The organism is Thermoactinomyces mirandus, from assembly GCF_013868055.1.
Lineage (GTDB): Bacteria > Bacillota > Bacilli > Thermoactinomycetales > Thermoactinomycetaceae > Thermoactinomyces > Thermoactinomyces mirandus.
Genome location: NZ_JACEOL010000029.1, coordinates 1 through 15,182 on the forward strand (window position 1 = coordinate 1; position 15,182 = coordinate 15,182).

Below are 15,182 nucleotides of genomic sequence, written 5' to 3' on the forward strand. Positions count from 1 at the left end.
CAAAATGTTAAAAAACTAGCTTTGCTCCTCTCGAAGAGAGGAAAAAGCCTTGTGATCCGGCTAATTAATAAATTGAATTTCCTTCATTTGTTTATCTCCCTGAAATATACAACCCCAAGCCCTTTTCTTGCGAAAAAGCTTGGGGTTTGTCATCAAGCTCGCGCTATCTGCACCCAGATAGCGCTTTGTTTATTGCTTTTCGCTTAATTTCCGGTTATGCGAGCACCAGCTGCGAAACTTCATACCATGACCCGTTTCAGCTGCGCCAGAAAACGGGACCGAACAACCAGAAAGTAAATGGTTTGCAGGATAATAAACACTCCGATGGCAATAAAACTAACCATCATCATACTATTGGTGAAATGGAACATGGACGTGAACGAAGACAGGCCGATCAGTGTCTGAAGTGCCGCAAAAACAAGCGGGATATAAAAGAGCAGGGCAATCTGAATGGTTGCCGTTCTTTTCATTTCTTTTTCACCGAGGCCCATTTTCGACAGGCTGTGATAATAGCGCTGATCCTGCTGCAAGTCATTAAACAGCTTGAAGTACAGGAAGCTGGCTGTAAACACGGAAAAGATCACCGTGATAAACAGGCCGATAAAGATCATGATACTGGTTACCTGCTTCAAATTCACGTAATTGCTGGCGCGGGAAGTAATTATACCATCAACTTTACCGTTTCTTAACCGGTCTTTATTACTCCTGTCCAACTCCATTCCCAGTTTGACTTCCAGGGAATCCATCGCAGGAACGGTTTGATTGGACCAGTCTGGAACCAGATAACCGAAATTTTCTTCTGTTTGTACAGGTGGCAACTTCTGCATTACCTGTTTATAGTCGGTATCACTTATCACCACAACATGGGTTCTACCAAAAAGGGTCCTCGTAAATTCCTCCTTCTTTTTGAATGTGATGCCTTCTGGTTCATCCAAAGTTAATTCAGTAAAATCCGGTAATTTGTTTTCCGCTAACTTTGAATGAATCAACAGAGCCTCCCCCGCTCGCAGGGTAACGTGTGGCAATGAAAGTATTTTGTTAATCGTTCATAATCGGACTGCTGCATCAGGATAAAATAATTATCAAACCCTTTCATCCCGACTCAGATCTGATTGAAACCCACCCTTTCATACTTGATTCCTGCCCGTTTCAATTCCTGGTCAATCCTGGCCATCTCTGTTTTGCCTGTCGCATCCGTCAGCGGAAAACAACTGAACGCAAACGGGTCTTCTTTATACACGTATTCCGTCTATTTGTTGATTGCCAGCACCGCGCCTGCTATCGAATACAATACAAACAGGAACGAAATCCCACTTCCGGAAGGCCCCATAATTCCCACAAATTCTCCTTTTGCAATCGTTAAACTGATATTGGTCAAGGCGCGTGTTGGAACTTTTCCATGGTAAATTTTACTTAAGTGATGGACCTTTAACATCTTTTCGTTTTCTCCTTTCAGTTTGTAAGTTGCTTCAACCTGACCAACTTCATTACATGTAACCCGCACCCCTTACCGTTTCAATTGCGCTCTCAATCCCCAGTTCGCCCAGTTTTTTTCGAACCCGGGTCACATAAACATTTAACGTATTATCATCGATAAAATGCTGGTCACTCCACAATTTTTCCAACAGCCGGTCGCGGCTTACAATCCGCATGTGATTCTCCATCAATGCTTCCAGCAAAATTGCTTCCTTATGAGTTAAGGTCACTTTTTGTTCATTCAAGAACAACTGCAACCGTTCGGGATACAGGGAGAGGCCCTGTACTTTCACAACACGCTCACCCTGTTTTGCACAGGCTCCATACGCCCGACACAGGTTGCTCCTGATTTTGGCCATCACCACTTCATAGTAAAAAAGCTTTGTAATATAATCATCTGCACCGTTTTCCAAAGCCATAACCTGCTCCATTTTTCCTTCACGGGCAAATATGAACAAAATGGGGCAAGTCGATATCGAGCGGATTTGCCGACACCAAAAAAAACCATCATAGTTAGGCAGATTGACATCCAATAACACCAAGTCCGGGGAAACCTGTTTAAATCGCTGTAACACTTGTGAAAAATCTGTGGTAATCACTGCCTTGTGTCCATACTTTTCAATATGGGCCTTCAACAATTGATGTATCTTTGCATCATCTTCAACGATCAGAATTGTCGCCATGCTGATCCCTTACTGTATTTCAAAATACTTAACTTATGCATTTTTGAAATTGTCGTTTCATTTCTGCTCCTTCACTATTTCGATAACCCAGGTAGAGAAAGATTTCGCCTGTACCCTCTGGGTGAAGCGAAGTGAATGGGAGCTTTTGATCAAGCGAAGCGACCGGAACAAAGACTCCTGAATTTACTCCCGGCCACTTTTTCATCAAGCTCAATATTTATCTGTATTACATCTTTATCTTGACACAGTTTGAAACTCAGTACAATTTTTGCACATACACACAATAAATAAAATAAATTCGCCCAAAAACCGGGAAAACATCACGCTTTATTTTTTTCGGACAGCTTGTTTATTTCTTCCCGCTGGGCTTTTACCCATGCCAGTTTTCTCCTGCCTGAATAAGATAAATCACATGGGTCCATGGGATGATCATGGGAGGATATTTGCATGAAAGCAATCTCTTTAAAAAAACTAGCCCAAGTGATTGGCGGCAGGTTTATCACAGGTTCTCCGGCCAAAATTGTTCATTCACTGAACTTTGGCAATCCAAAACAACTTAAGCCTCATCAGGTCTATTTTTATACACGCAAATGCCGGTATGAAAAGCAGTTGAAAGCAATCCAGCGCATCCGGCCGACAGCGGTTGTTATTCCCGCACATATTTCGGCCCGGCATATTCCGGCGGGTACATCCATTATTCGTGTCAAAGATGCCTATGAGGCTTTTTGGAAAGCGGGCCTGTGGAACTGGAAACAGTGCCCCGCAAGAGTGATTGCCATTACAGGGAGCGCTGGCAAGTCCACCACAACCGAAATGGTGGCTTCTATTTTAAAATACCGCTGGCCGATGGTCAAAACACAAGGCAATCTGAATACTTACTCCTTCCTGCCCTCTTATCTCACCCGCTTGACCGGCAGGGAAAAATTGCTCCTGTTGGAAATGGGCATGAAATCCCTGAATAATATTCGCAAACAATGCCAAGTGGTTTATCCGGAAATCGGAGCCGTCACCAATGTGGGAGAAGCACACGCCGGGAGCCTGGGCGGTTTGAATCTGATCGTAAAAGCAAAGCAGGAACTGGTTGATGGCATTCGCAAGAGAGGAATCCTGCTTTTAAATGCGGATGACGCAAGATCGCGCAGGCTGCGAACCAACCGCTTCCAAGGGAAAATATTCACCTTTGGCATTCACCACCCCGCTCATGTCCAGGCAAAAAATATCCGCTACAGCAGCAAGGGGATGAGATTTGACGCCATCCTTCATGGCCGGTCTTTTCCTGTTTTTATCCCGATCTTTGGCACACATAATGTTTACAATGCATTGACGGCGATCGGCATTTCCTGGGCATTTGGGGCAAATATCGCAGAAATGCAAAAAGGGCTGGCTACTTTTCGGGCGCCGAAAATGCGCCTGCAGTTCATCCGCTGCCGATCCGGCCGCATCCTGATCAACGATGCCTGGAACGCCAATCCGACCGCAATGAAAGCAGGACTGAATGTTCTTAAAAATGTGAGCGGCTCCCGTCCCTCCATTGCCGTCCTGGGAGATATGCTCGAACTGGGAAGTTATTCGCACTATGCTCATGTACAGGTGGGCCGGTACGTTTCCAAACTGGGGATCAGCCAGTTGATTACATTGGGGCAGCGCGGAAAAATCATAGCCCAGGCAGCTGTGTCCAGCGGAATGAACCGGAAAAAAGTTTTTGCCTGCCAAAATTACCAGCAGGCACTATATTATCTGGCAAAAACGCCCAAACATGCGATGATCTACTTTAAAGCCTCACGCTCGCTTCATTTTGAACGATTGGTAAAAAAACTGAGAAACAGCTGAAAGACAACAAAACCGCCCTTTTGTAAAAGGGGCGGTTTGCCTGATATAGCAGCTTTATTACTGTTCCTTCAGGGACAGGGCCGTTTTTTTTGCCATTGCAACTTCAATTCCGTATCCGACGAAGCTGCCAAGGATGGCCGGGATCAGCCAGCCAATCCCATGATCGAACAGCGGGATATAATGAACCCATGACAGGATGCTGTCCAGAAATTGATTTTCCTTGACGGCCAGTTCCAAAAGGCTCACCAGAAAGGCTCCGCCCAAACCGCCGACATAGACTGCCCGATACCCTTTGAACAGGGGATCGATAGAGGAAAGCAGAATCAGGACAATGGCGACAGGATAAAGCATTCCCAGCACAGGTACGGAAATGGCAATCAGTTGGGTCAAACCAATATTGGCAACCACCGCGCTGAACAGAATGACGATCAACAGCCACTGCCTGTAGGACAGGTGTGGAAAAACCTGGTTCAGATAGTGGGCAACAGCGGTAGACAAGCCGATCGAAGTCGTCAGGCAAGCCAGCACGACGACGCCTCCCAGAATCAGGGTACCATAACTGCTGAAGAGTACGTTAGCTACCAGAGTCAGTATTTCACCGCCATTTTCCATCATGCCATACTGTTGGCTGGTTGCTCCCAAATAAGCGAGTGCAAAATAAACCAGGGCTAACAGAGAGACAGCGATCAAACCGGCCCGAAAGGTTGTTGTTGCCACCTGTTTACGGTCGGAAACACCAAACCCCTGAATCGAGGCGACAACCATTCCTCCAAATACCAACGCTCCCAGCGTATCCATGGTCAGATAACCTTCAATAAAACCTCTGGAAAAAGCGGAGTTGACATAATCGCCTGTCGGCTGCCCCAGATCTCCGAGTGGATTCAATAGCCCCTGCACAAACAGAATAACAATGAGAAGCAATAGAGACGGCGTCAAAATCTTACCGATACGGTCAATCAATTTTGACGGATTCAATCCAAACCAAAAGGTAACCAAAAAATAAACAATTGTAAAAACAGGCAAGGCCCACACTTGATTGGTTATTGACTCAGGCAGGAAAGAGAGGCCCATTTCAAAAGATACCGTTCCTGTTCTCGGAATTCCAAAAAATGGTCCAATCGACAAATAAATCATTAAACCAAGAATCAGTCCAAATAAAGGATGAACGCGACTGGCCATCGACTGCAAGCCGTTTTCAGACAAGCCGACCGCTATGACAGCCAGTAAAGGCAATCCGATTCCTGTGATAAAAAAGCCGAGCATCGCTATAAAAACATGTTTACCTGCTTCCTGGCCCAACAACGGCGGAAAAATCAGGTTCCCTGCACCGAAGAATAGTGAAAACAGCATCAGTCCGATCGTAATAATTTTTCGATTTGTTAGAACACTATTCGACATTTGAGTTTCCCTCCTTCTTGCAAATACCGCTAAAGAAATGCGAATCCTAGTACAGATAAATAAAACTTCTGCCTCATGCACGACAGGATCAGAATTAAGTCCAAAAGTGTGTGTAAATGGAAACTCAAAAATATTTCAGATCATTAAACAACTCCAACTTTTCAGAAGTACCGTTTTGAAAACCGCCAGGAAGTGGCAAGCGATATATCAACCGCTTAAGAACGCTTAAGAATACGAACAAATCCGCGGACACTCTATCCCGGATTCCAAAAGCGCAATTATTTCAAACAGGTTCCATTTTGACAGCATGAATATTCAAAATTTGAATTGTTCTAAATAAAAACTGTTGAGTTTCAAAATTTTACACATTTCGGCGGACTTAACTTTAATAGCTACCTCCCAACTCTTCGGTTACTTTGTGCATTTTCAGTATATTCATTTTATACAGATTACAAGTTGACATTATAATGAAATTATAAAAAAACAATCACAATCTGTCAAATGGCGTATTTTTCACAACGAAAAAGCCGGCACTTTTCCGGCTTTTTCATTACAGTGACATTTTATAGATCTCATATACATCTTCTTTGTCAAGTTTTTTGATATTGCCCAACGAACGGGCTGAAACCGCTATTTCCGCCATCAAATCAAGTTTTGAATCATCGATGCCATAATCGGCCAACCGGCTTGGAGCGCCCAATGAATTCCAAAACTCACGCAACCTGTCAATTCCTTCCTCTGCAATTTCCCGATCGGATTTTCCTTCTGGACTGACACCAAAAACACGAATTGCCAATTGTTTCATTTTGGGTGTTGTCACATCCAGGTTATAACGAATCCAGTTTGGAAATAAAATTGCGAGGCCGCCGCCATGCGGGATATCATACATGGCCGATACGGCATGCTCGATCCCATGAGTTGCCCAATCTCCGGCCATACCCATGTTCACAACTCCATTCAGGGCCATGGTTCCACAAAACAGAATTGTTTCCCGCGCTTCATAGTTTTGCAGATCCTGCAGCAGTTTTGGCGCTGTCTCCATCACCGTCAACAGCAGACCTTCCACCATCCGTTCGTTATACGGAACGTTGGGGGCCGGGCTGAAGTAATGCTCCAACGAGTGGGCCATGATGTCCACGATTCCGTTAACAGTCTGATCCCTGGGTACAGTGAAAGTATGTACGGGGTCCAGGATCGAAAACTTCGGAAATACCAGCGGGTGACCCCAGCCCAGTTTTTCCCGGGTATCCCAATTGGTGATGACTGACGTTGGATTCATCTCTGAACCGGTTGCAGCCAATGTCAGGACCGTACCAAAAGGCAACGCATCTTTGGGGGTCTCCTTTTTGGTAATAATCTCCCAAACGTCTCCATCAAATCGGGCCCCGGCAGCAATTGCCTTGGTAGCGTCGATTACGCTTCCTCCACCGACGGCAAGCAGGAATTCCACGTTTTCCTGTTTGCACAGTTCGACCCCTTTGTGGACGGTCAACAGGCGTGGATTGGGTTCAACTCCGGAAAGTTCCAAAACTTCGGCTCCCAATTCATTTAAAATTTTCATTGTTTTATCATAAATACCGTTTCTTTTGATACTTCCTCCCCCGTAAACCAGCAGTACTTTTTTTCCAAAACGGGGGACTTCATCTTTTAAAGCTGATATGGTTCCTTTGCCGAAGATAAGTTTGGTCGGATTATGAAACGTAAATGTATGCAACAATCAGCACCTCTTTTTTTTAAAAATCTATCCAAGTTCAATTATATTATAAAATAAACACAATATGAAATATCTTCCGGAAATGAAACCGGGAGGTGTTATGCCCCCGGTTTCATTGCGTTAAATACGGCTTTACTTCGCGAATAATCTGATCCAGTTCCTGCGCTGATTCCAGATACATTTTTTTGGCTTCTTCATCTTCTGTAGACAACCCGAACATTTCCAAATCAGCTTCACATTTTTTCAGAGTTGCCAATAATTGGGGGCGATCTTGTGCCTCCGGCTGCTGCAGTTGATCGTCATAAAGATCCAGATACAGATCTCCATAGGAATCAACCTGTGCCATAAACACATTTTCGATAGCCACCCCTTGCTTTTCCAATTCCTCATTCAGCCATTTCCGATTCTTGCCCAGACGGAACAATGATTCATCCTGGATATTCCCGTCCATGACGACGATTTCCGGCTCGCGCTCTTGAGCTACCGATATATCCAACATTTTAGCCGTGATCGGCTGGCGCTCCTTTTTTAACATCACATTGACAGAACCGTCCGGTTCCATGATGGCAAACTCAACATCCGCCAGTCTGAAAACATTTTGTTTGCGCAGTTGGGACACCAATTCATCAATTGTAATCCGTTCTTTTTTCAAATTATCCTCCAGTATTTTTCCCTCTTTGATCAAAACGGTTTCCTTTCCATCCAACAAATCCCTGATCTTTTTACTCTTGATTTGCAAATACTCAATCCCGATTGCCATCGTTACCCACACCAGCAGGGAAAGGGCCCCCAGATACCAGGCTGTTTTCTCCGCTTCTAACGGGATATAGGCAGCGATGCTCCCCAAAGTAATCCCTGTAATATATTCAAAAAGGGATAGCTGGGTAATCTGTCTTTTGCCCAGAAGCCTTGTAATCGCCAATAACAGGAGTACCGTAAAAATTGTCTTGATTACAACTCCATACCAGCTCATAAAAATCTCCCTTTTGCAAATGGTAATAACATGTGTAAATATCACGTGTAGTATTTGGAAAGAACCGTTCATCTATACATGAAGAAAAAAAGGAAGGAGGTTTGAACAATGACTGTTGCAACCAATGTAAAAAAATGTCTGGCTTCGCTTAAAAGTGCGCAGGCCTCATTAAAACAATTGTCCATTGAAACCGGCCATCCGCACGCTAAAGACACCTTCAAAAAGGCTTCAGACACAACATTACGCATTATAGACCGGATTGAACAAAGATTACAAACATTGGAGCGTGAGGAACCGCAATACAAAGGATATTAGTCTTATGATTGTCAACCGGTCAATAAATCTATCAGTTGACCCTTACCACTGCCCTGGCCGGAACCTGGGGGTAACTGACACTTCCAGGTTTGCTCAGGTCAAGCCCTGTTTTTTCTGCTTCCCTGGAAACGCGCAAGCCATTTTCCTTCCCCGATAATCAGTCCATGCCAAAGCTGATACGAAATTTCCAGCTTAATCGCGATGATTTTCTGCAAAGAAAATAATCTAATTTATATATAAAAAAGCGGTATCGTTTCATCTAAATACATAACAATACCGCTTCCATTCCTATTAACTTTTTATCGTTGTGAAATTTCGGGTTTACTCAAATCCTCTGGCCATATCATCTTTAAATCCAAACCAATACGTGAACAAAAATCCGGCTGCATAGGAAATGGCCAATCCAATCAGATACAGGAAGATCTGACTCGGCAGAACCAGAAAGGTCAATGGCAATCCGGAAACACCAATAGCAATGGTTGCCACTTTAAATACGGCTTGAAAAGCTCCGCCTACTCCGGCCCCCAGGCAGGCGGTCAAAAATGGTCTTCCCAGCGGCAGAGTCACCCCGAAAATGAGAGGTTCGCCAATCCCGAGCAAACCGGCTGGCAATGCTCCTCCAACCGCTCTTTTAAGATGTCTTTTTTTCGTTTTCATGTAGATGGCAAAAGCTGCTCCTACTTGTCCGGCTCCACCCATGGCCAAAATGGGCAGAAGCGGATCGTTCCCGATGGTATTGATCAGTTCCAGGTGAATAGGAGTCAAACCCTGGTGCAAACCGGTAACGACAAGAGGCAGGAAAGTGGCTCCCAATACAAAACCGGCCACTACTCCTCCCAGATCCAGAAGGTACAGCAACCCTTGCGTAATCCCGTCAGAAATAATCCCGCCGATCGGCATAAATACAACGTAAGTGATGATTCCTGTAATCAAGAGCGCCAGTGTGGGGGTTACAATGATATCAAGAGATGCTGGAACATAACGGCGAATCCGTTTTTCCAAATAGGCAATAAAAATCGCAGCAAACATGACACCAATCAATCCGCCGCGGCCCGGCAGCAAATTTTCTCCAAACAAGGTAATATTGGCCACTTCCGGGTTGATGACCAAAATTCCTGCCAGTCCGCCAAGCGCTGGCGATCCGCCAAATTCTTTTGCTGAATTGATCCCTACCAGAATTCCAAGATAGGCAAACAGCCCCGATCCTATCACTGACAATAAGGTGGCAACCTGAGAAGTTTCAGGAAGCCAGCCTGCCTGAACTATACTTTTGGTAATCCCCGTAATCAGTCCGGAAGCTACCAGAGCAGGAATCAGGGGGATAAAAATACTGGCGATTTTTCGCAAAAACAGTTTAAACGGTGTGGCATTTTTTTCTTTGAGTTGAGCCTTTCTTTGCTTGGCCTCTTCTTTTAAATCAAACTCATCATTACCGCTGTCACCCAGCAGTTTTCCAAATTCCTCCGATACCTTGTTCACAGTACCGGGGCCCAAAATAATCTGCAGCGTTTCTTCTTCAACAACTCCCATCACGCCATCGATTTCTTTCAGTTTGTCCTTGTTGACAAGGCTTTCATTTTTTGGTCTGACGCGAAGGCGCGTCATGCAATGGGCAAAGGAAGCAATATTGGATGGTCCTCCCAATTGCTCCATAATCTTTTCGGCCATTAGTTTATGGTTTTTTCCCATATTAATCCTCCTCACTAACGGGCTGTCAATTGTTGTCTTTCAGCCAGCGTGTCGCTTTTCTGGTTTTATCCAGCAATTCGACAATTTTATCGTACTGTGCGCTTGCCATCGCCAAAAATAAAATATCAATGATGTGGAGTTGCGCAATTCTTGAAGACGTTGCTCCGCTTCTAAACGTCGCTTCCATGGAAAAGGAAGTATACAGCCTGGTTTCCGCCAGATTGGCCACGGAAGATGGTCCATATTTTGTCAGACTGATGGTCCTGACACCGTACATTTTGGCCAAACGCAAAATCTTAACTACTTCAGGGGTTTCTCCGGAAAAAGAGATTGCAAACACGATATCGCTGGGTTCTGCATTGGCAATTTGCGTGGCAACCAGATGGGTATCGGAAAAGGCAGTGGCTCCCCGATTGATCCGAAGCCATTTCTGTTGGGCATCCAAGGCAATGATGTGCGAAGCCCCAATCCCGAAAAAATGCACATTTTTCGCTTGCAATAAAATCTGTACCGCTTTCCCCAATTCCCTGCAATCGATGATTTCCGCCGTATCACGCAAACTTTGGATCGTATTGCTGGTAATTTTCCGGATAATCAGGTCAATCGGTTCTTCCGGCTTGATATCCCGGTAACCCTGGTCAACCGGTTTTGCCAGATCACCAGCGATTTTCATCTTTAAGTCTTGAAATCCATCCAATTGCAGCGATTTGCTTAGACGAACCACAGACGCTCCGCTGGTTTGTGTGCGCTTTCCCAATTCGGCAGCCGTCATATGAATTGCTTCCCGGGGATGAGCCAGAATAAATTCAGCAATCTTTCGCTCCGAAGCCGACAATTGATTCCGCATCGATTTCAAACGATGAAGCCCCCCAGTAGACATCTGTCTCTCCTGTCTACAAAGGGCAACTGAGTGCTATGGCTTCGCGAACGTGACCTTTGGCTCGTTCAAGTAACTCTTTTGCCTCGCTGTAATCCAAACCGGAAATATGCATGAAGATCGCTGTTTTTACTTCATTGTTTGCCCTTTGCAGCAATTCTTCCGCTTCGTTTTCCGTTAGCCCCGTAATGGTTTGAATAATGCTGATTGCCCGTTTCTTCAATTTATAGTTGCTGATATGGACATCAACCATCAAGTTTTCATACACTTTCCCCAGCCGGATCATCGCTGTGGTGGAAATCATGTTGAGCACCATCTTCTGGGCGGTTCCGGCCTTCATGCGGGTGGAACCGGTTAAAACTTCCGGTCCTGCAATCACTTCAATGGCATGATCGGCTACCCGGCTGATCAAGGCATCCTTGTTGCAGGAAAGGGCAACCGCTTTTGCACCAACCTTGCGGGCGTATTTAAGTGCTCCCAGAACATACGGAGTTCTGCCGCTTGCCGCAATGCCAATCACGGTATCTTGGTCTGTCAGATGAATCTCCCTCAAATCCTTTTCCCCCAGATCTTCCCGGTCTTCTGCACCTTCGACGGCCTTGGTAAAAGCTTTTTCCCCGCCGGCAATCAGTCCTTGTACCAGCTCTGGCGGAGTGCTGAAAGTCGGCGGGCATTCTACCGCGTCAAGCACACCGAGCCGTCCGCTCGTTCCGGCACCAACATAGATCAATCGTCCTCCCTCTATAATGGATTGTGAAACAAAATCGACGGCAACCTTGATGTCCGGAAGCACCTTCTGAACTGCCAGAGCCACTTTTTGATCTTCCTCATTGATCAATTCTAAAATCTCCAGCGTGTCAAGGACATCAATCTGCTTGCTGCGGTCATTTCTGGTCTCTGTCATCAATGAACGAAGTTCTTCACCCATGTCTCAATCCTCCAAAACAAACAACGGCATTTGTATGCGCTTTTAATTATACCGGATTTGAAATATTATTTCAATATATAAAAAAAAGAACGAAACAACATTTCAAAAGCGGCAAAATGACTACTGAAAAAACAAAAAAGCGGAAGAAAATAATTCTTCCGCAAGCCTGGCAACACAAACATTTTCAGATGATATGCATAAAAATGATTTCCTCCGTTATTCATGATTTACCCAGTTATAAAAGGAAAAGCCGCTTCCGCCCAGTGCCGTTTTCTCCCGGATATTTGTCTGGTACAGACTTCCTTTTTGTCTGAATTTGCGCGAATACTCCGCTGCCTCATCCGATGTGCGAATATTGTTTTTTTGCCATTCAAACAAAATCCTGTCGATATAACGAAAGTTCAGTTTGCTGCAAAAGACTGCTTCCCGCAAAGCCGCTTCAATCAATTCTTGTGAATATCCGTCTTCATCGATCCATTGTGCCAGCATCTGGCATTCCATGGGAGACAATGCTCGTCCAAATTCCTGCTCAAACATTTGGAAAACTTGCTGATAAATTTCGGTGTCCTGTTTTGCTTCCTTCTGCTCCCGTTCAATAAACGATGAAACCAATTGCTGAAAGAGAGGCGACAAATTATAGCTTTCGCTTCTGATCCCATATTCGTTTACCTCATCCTCAATTCGCAAAAATCCTCCTGTTACCAAATGTTGGATCAAACCGACAATCTGATCCTGTGTCAGATTCATCCGCTGCTCCAGTTCAGCGACTGTAGGAAAAGTTTTGTTCTCCTTTTCCTGAAACATGAACAGATGGATCAGCAACATGACTTCCGCTTCCGTTAACCCCAATTGTTTATATTCCTTGATCAAAAGGACTGGCAAAGACACCGATCCCTGTTTTAGGAGATGAACCATGGCCGTCTGCACCGATTCTTTCTGGTTCATGCTCTTCCACCTCTCTTGTCAACTCTACTATAACACGATCATATTGTCGCAAACCGATAAAAAATTGAAAAGCACCGGCCGGCAAAACCGATGCCTTCCACTATTCAGGGATATAAACGGTTTAACATCCGCGGAAATGGAATGGTTTCTCTTACATGATCCAAACCGCAAATCCAAGCAACGGTTCTTTCCAAACCCAATCCGAATCCGGAATGGGGAACCGTTCCAAATTTCCTCAGATCCATATACCAGTCATAAGATTCAAGAGGAAGATCATGCTCTTTATATCGTTGGGCAAGCAAATCAGGATCGTCGATCCGCTGGCTTCCGCCAATGATTTCGCCATATCCTTCCGGCGCAATCAAATCAGCGCACAAAACCACTTCAGGGCGATCTGGATCCGGTTTCATATAAAAAGCTTTGATTTCAGTCGGATAATGAGTAATAAAGACCGGTTTCTCAAAGCTTTCGGCAATTTTCGTTTCATGTGGCGAACCAAAATCTTCTCCCCATTTAAAGTCTTCAAAGCCTTCCTTATGAAGAAGTTCAACAGCTTCATCGTAAGTAATCCGCGGAAATGGCGCCCTGACTTTTTCCAGCCGGCCAAGATCCCGTCCCAGTGTTTTTAATTCCGGCCGACAATGTTCCAACACATGCTGAACCACATAGGAAAGTATCTGCTCCTGAACTTCCAGGTTACCATCATGTTCCACAAACGCCATCTCCGGCTCAATCATCCAAAATTCAATCAGGTGCCGCCTGGTTTTCGATTTTTCAGCCCGGAAAGTGGGGCCAAACGAGTAAACTTTTCCCAGTGCCATGGCCGCCGCTTCCATGTATAACTGGCCGCTTTGCGTCAAATAGGCATCTTCGTCAAAATACTTTGTATGAAACAGGTTGGTGGTTCCTTCACATGATGAAGGTGTCAGAATGGGCGGATCAACCAACGTGAACCCGTGGTCATCCAAAAACTGCTGCACGGATTTGATGATTTCGGCCCGGATCTTCAATATGGCGTGCTGGCGGGGCGAACGAATCCACAAATGGCGGTGATCCATCAAAAAGTCAACTCCGTGCTTCTTCTTGGCAATCGGGTACTCAATGGCTATTTGAATAGGTTTAATGTTTGTTACATCCAACTCGTAACCGATTGGAGACCGTTCATCTTTCCGGACAGTCCCCCAGATATACAGCGAACTTTCCTGTGTCAGGGACTTGGCAGCTTCCCAAACCTCAGGAGTTACCTGGTTTTTCACCACAACTCCCTGAATAAAACCGCTTCCATCCCGCAATTGCAGAAATTGGATTTTTCCGCTGGAACGTTTATTATAAAGCCAACCGCCTAATTTCACTTCTTTTCCTACATGGTTCGTTATTTCCTTGATTGTTGTCAGCACTATGTACCCTCCATCCATTAAAAATGCCGCTGGCTACTATTATACAACCGCCTATTTTACAGAGTCAATTTGTTACTGCACTAGGCTAAAGTTTCCAAACCATTGTTTTTAAAACAAAGGAAAACCCCCGGTAAAAGCCGGAGGTTTTCCTTTTATATGTTGATTTATCCATTGATATTGTCAGTAAGCAATGAAGTTAATCCATCCATGGTTAACCGGTTACCGATATAGAAGGAGCCAAATTCTCCAAACCGGGCGCTGGCTTCGTCAAATCTCATTTCATATACCAGCTTTTTGAAGTACAGGGGATCATCGGAAAACAGGGATACTCCCCACTCCCAGTCATCCAGACCTGTGGAGCCTGTGACGATTTGCCGAACTTTTCCTTCATACTGGCGTCCGATCATTCCATGGCTTTTCATCATTTTTCTTCGTTCCTCAATCGGGAGCATAAACCAGTTGTCGTTTCCGACTCTCCTCTTGTTCATGGGATAAAAACAGACATATTGCGTTTTGGGAAGAATCGGTTGGAGACGGGCCCGGAAGACCGGATCGTCTAAAGGGTCAACCCCTGGCGGAATGGTATAGGCACTGAGTTCCACAACCGATAGAAAAGAATACGAAGCGGTCGTAAAATCTGCAAAGCCTGTTTTGTCCCACCCAAATTTTACTTCGTTCAGTTCTTCAATGGTAGGACGCAGATGGATCAACATCAGGTCTGCTTCATGACTGAGAACAGCATATTGGGCAAAGCTGCCTTTGTTGTCATCTTCTGTCTTCTGGTATTCTTCCGCTTTTTTTTGCAGTTCCTGAATCATTTGTTGTCTATGTGACGGCTTGAGTGATTTCCACTTGTTCCAGTCAATTTTGCGAAAATCGTGATAGGCATACCAGCCATTATAAGTGTCTACAGAACGGCTCATGCTTCACTTCCCTTTCATCTTGTTGTTCTTTCAA

Annotated in this window: 16 protein-coding genes; 3 read left to right on the forward strand and 13 right to left on the reverse strand. The window is 44.9% G+C overall.

All coding sequences use genetic code 11. From position 1 onward, the window contains the following. Window positions 1–207, forward strand: a 207-nt coding sequence (locus H2C83_RS17340) for a hypothetical protein (protein ID WP_220184077.1), incomplete at its 5' end; no start/stop codon positions are given. A 32-nt stretch (window positions 208–239) separates the two neighbouring features. On the opposite strand, the gene H2C83_RS08450 is transcribed toward H2C83_RS17340, so the two are convergent. From H2C83_RS08450 to H2C83_RS08465, 4 genes are all read right to left on the reverse strand, one after another. Next, a complete protein-coding gene (locus tag H2C83_RS08450) occupies window positions 240–935 on the reverse strand; it encodes a hypothetical protein (protein WP_181739713.1) in 696 nt (231 codons plus the stop codon). Between the two features lie 167 nt (window positions 936–1,102). Then, entirely contained in the window at window positions 1,103–1,240 is a 138-nt protein-coding gene (locus H2C83_RS08455; protein WP_181739716.1) for a hypothetical protein, read from the reverse strand. Window positions 1,241–1,249: 9 nt separating this feature from the next. After that, entirely contained in the window at window positions 1,250–1,504 is a 255-nt protein-coding gene (locus H2C83_RS18540; protein ID WP_181739718.1) for a hypothetical protein, read from the reverse strand. Beyond that, window positions 1,488–2,159 (reverse strand): response regulator transcription factor, encoded by a 672-nt coding sequence (locus H2C83_RS08465; protein WP_181739720.1) that lies wholly within the window; start codon window positions 2,157–2,159, stop codon window positions 1,488–1,490. Before H2C83_RS08465 ends, H2C83_RS18540 begins: the two co-directional genes overlap by 17 nt. Before the next feature lie 447 nt (window positions 2,160–2,606). On the opposite strand from H2C83_RS08465, the gene H2C83_RS08470 reads away from it, so the two are divergent. After that, on the forward strand, window positions 2,607–3,989 hold the full coding sequence (locus tag H2C83_RS08470; protein WP_181739722.1) for a UDP-N-acetylmuramoyl-tripeptide--D-alanyl-D-alanine ligase: 1,383 nt from the start codon (window positions 2,607–2,609) through the stop codon (window positions 3,987–3,989). 57 nt (window positions 3,990–4,046) lie between these two features. On the opposite strand, the gene brnQ is transcribed toward H2C83_RS08470, so the two are convergent. The 3 genes from brnQ to H2C83_RS08485 all read right to left on the reverse strand — a co-directional run bounded on the left by brnQ (window position 4,047) and on the right by H2C83_RS08485 (window position 8,074). Continuing rightward, window positions 4,047–5,387 (reverse strand): branched-chain amino acid transport system II carrier protein, encoded by a 1,341-nt coding sequence (gene brnQ / locus H2C83_RS08475; RefSeq protein WP_181739724.1) that lies wholly within the window; start codon window positions 5,385–5,387, stop codon window positions 4,047–4,049. A gap of 550 nt (window positions 5,388–5,937) precedes the next feature. Further along, window positions 5,938–7,101, reverse strand: coding sequence for an iron-containing alcohol dehydrogenase (locus tag H2C83_RS08480; RefSeq protein WP_181739726.1), 1,164 nt, complete (start codon window positions 7,099–7,101; stop codon window positions 5,938–5,940). A gap of 112 nt (window positions 7,102–7,213) precedes the next feature. Beyond that, window positions 7,214–8,074: a DUF421 domain-containing protein gene (locus H2C83_RS08485; RefSeq protein WP_181739728.1), complete on the reverse strand. Its 861-nt coding sequence runs from the start codon at window positions 8,072–8,074 to the stop codon at window positions 7,214–7,216. Window positions 8,075–8,182: 108 nt separating this feature from the next. Here H2C83_RS08485 and H2C83_RS08490 point away from each other — a divergent pair, with 108 nt between their 5' ends. Then, window positions 8,183–8,389 (forward strand): DUF1657 domain-containing protein, encoded by a 207-nt coding sequence (locus H2C83_RS08490; protein ID WP_181739730.1) that lies wholly within the window; start codon window positions 8,183–8,185, stop codon window positions 8,387–8,389. 321 nt (window positions 8,390–8,710) lie between these two features. On the opposite strand, the gene H2C83_RS08495 is transcribed toward H2C83_RS08490, so the two are convergent. The 6 genes from H2C83_RS08495 to hemQ form a co-directional block, all read right to left on the reverse strand. Continuing rightward, entirely contained in the window at window positions 8,711–10,078 is a 1,368-nt protein-coding gene (locus tag H2C83_RS08495) for a PTS transporter subunit EIIC (protein WP_181739732.1), read from the reverse strand. Window positions 10,079–10,103: 25 nt separating this feature from the next. Beyond that, entirely contained in the window at window positions 10,104–10,958 is an 855-nt protein-coding gene (locus H2C83_RS08500; protein WP_181739734.1) for a MurR/RpiR family transcriptional regulator, read from the reverse strand. A 13-nt stretch (window positions 10,959–10,971) separates the two neighbouring features. Further along, complete coding sequence (gene murQ / locus H2C83_RS08505) at window positions 10,972–11,883, reverse strand: N-acetylmuramic acid 6-phosphate etherase (RefSeq protein WP_181739736.1); 912 nt, start codon at window positions 11,881–11,883, stop codon at window positions 10,972–10,974. Between the two features lie 216 nt (window positions 11,884–12,099). Further along, window positions 12,100–12,828 (reverse strand): DnaD domain-containing protein, encoded by a 729-nt coding sequence (locus H2C83_RS08510; RefSeq protein ID WP_181739738.1) that lies wholly within the window; start codon window positions 12,826–12,828, stop codon window positions 12,100–12,102. Between the two features lie 104 nt (window positions 12,829–12,932). Then, on the reverse strand, window positions 12,933–14,225 hold the full coding sequence (gene asnS, locus H2C83_RS08515) for an asparagine--tRNA ligase (protein WP_376766354.1): 1,293 nt from the start codon (window positions 14,223–14,225) through the stop codon (window positions 12,933–12,935). Window positions 14,226–14,389: 164 nt separating this feature from the next. Next, window positions 14,390–15,148: a hydrogen peroxide-dependent heme synthase gene (hemQ, locus tag H2C83_RS08520; RefSeq protein ID WP_181739742.1), complete on the reverse strand. Its 759-nt coding sequence runs from the start codon at window positions 15,146–15,148 to the stop codon at window positions 14,390–14,392. Window positions 15,149–15,182: the final 34 nt, after the last annotated feature.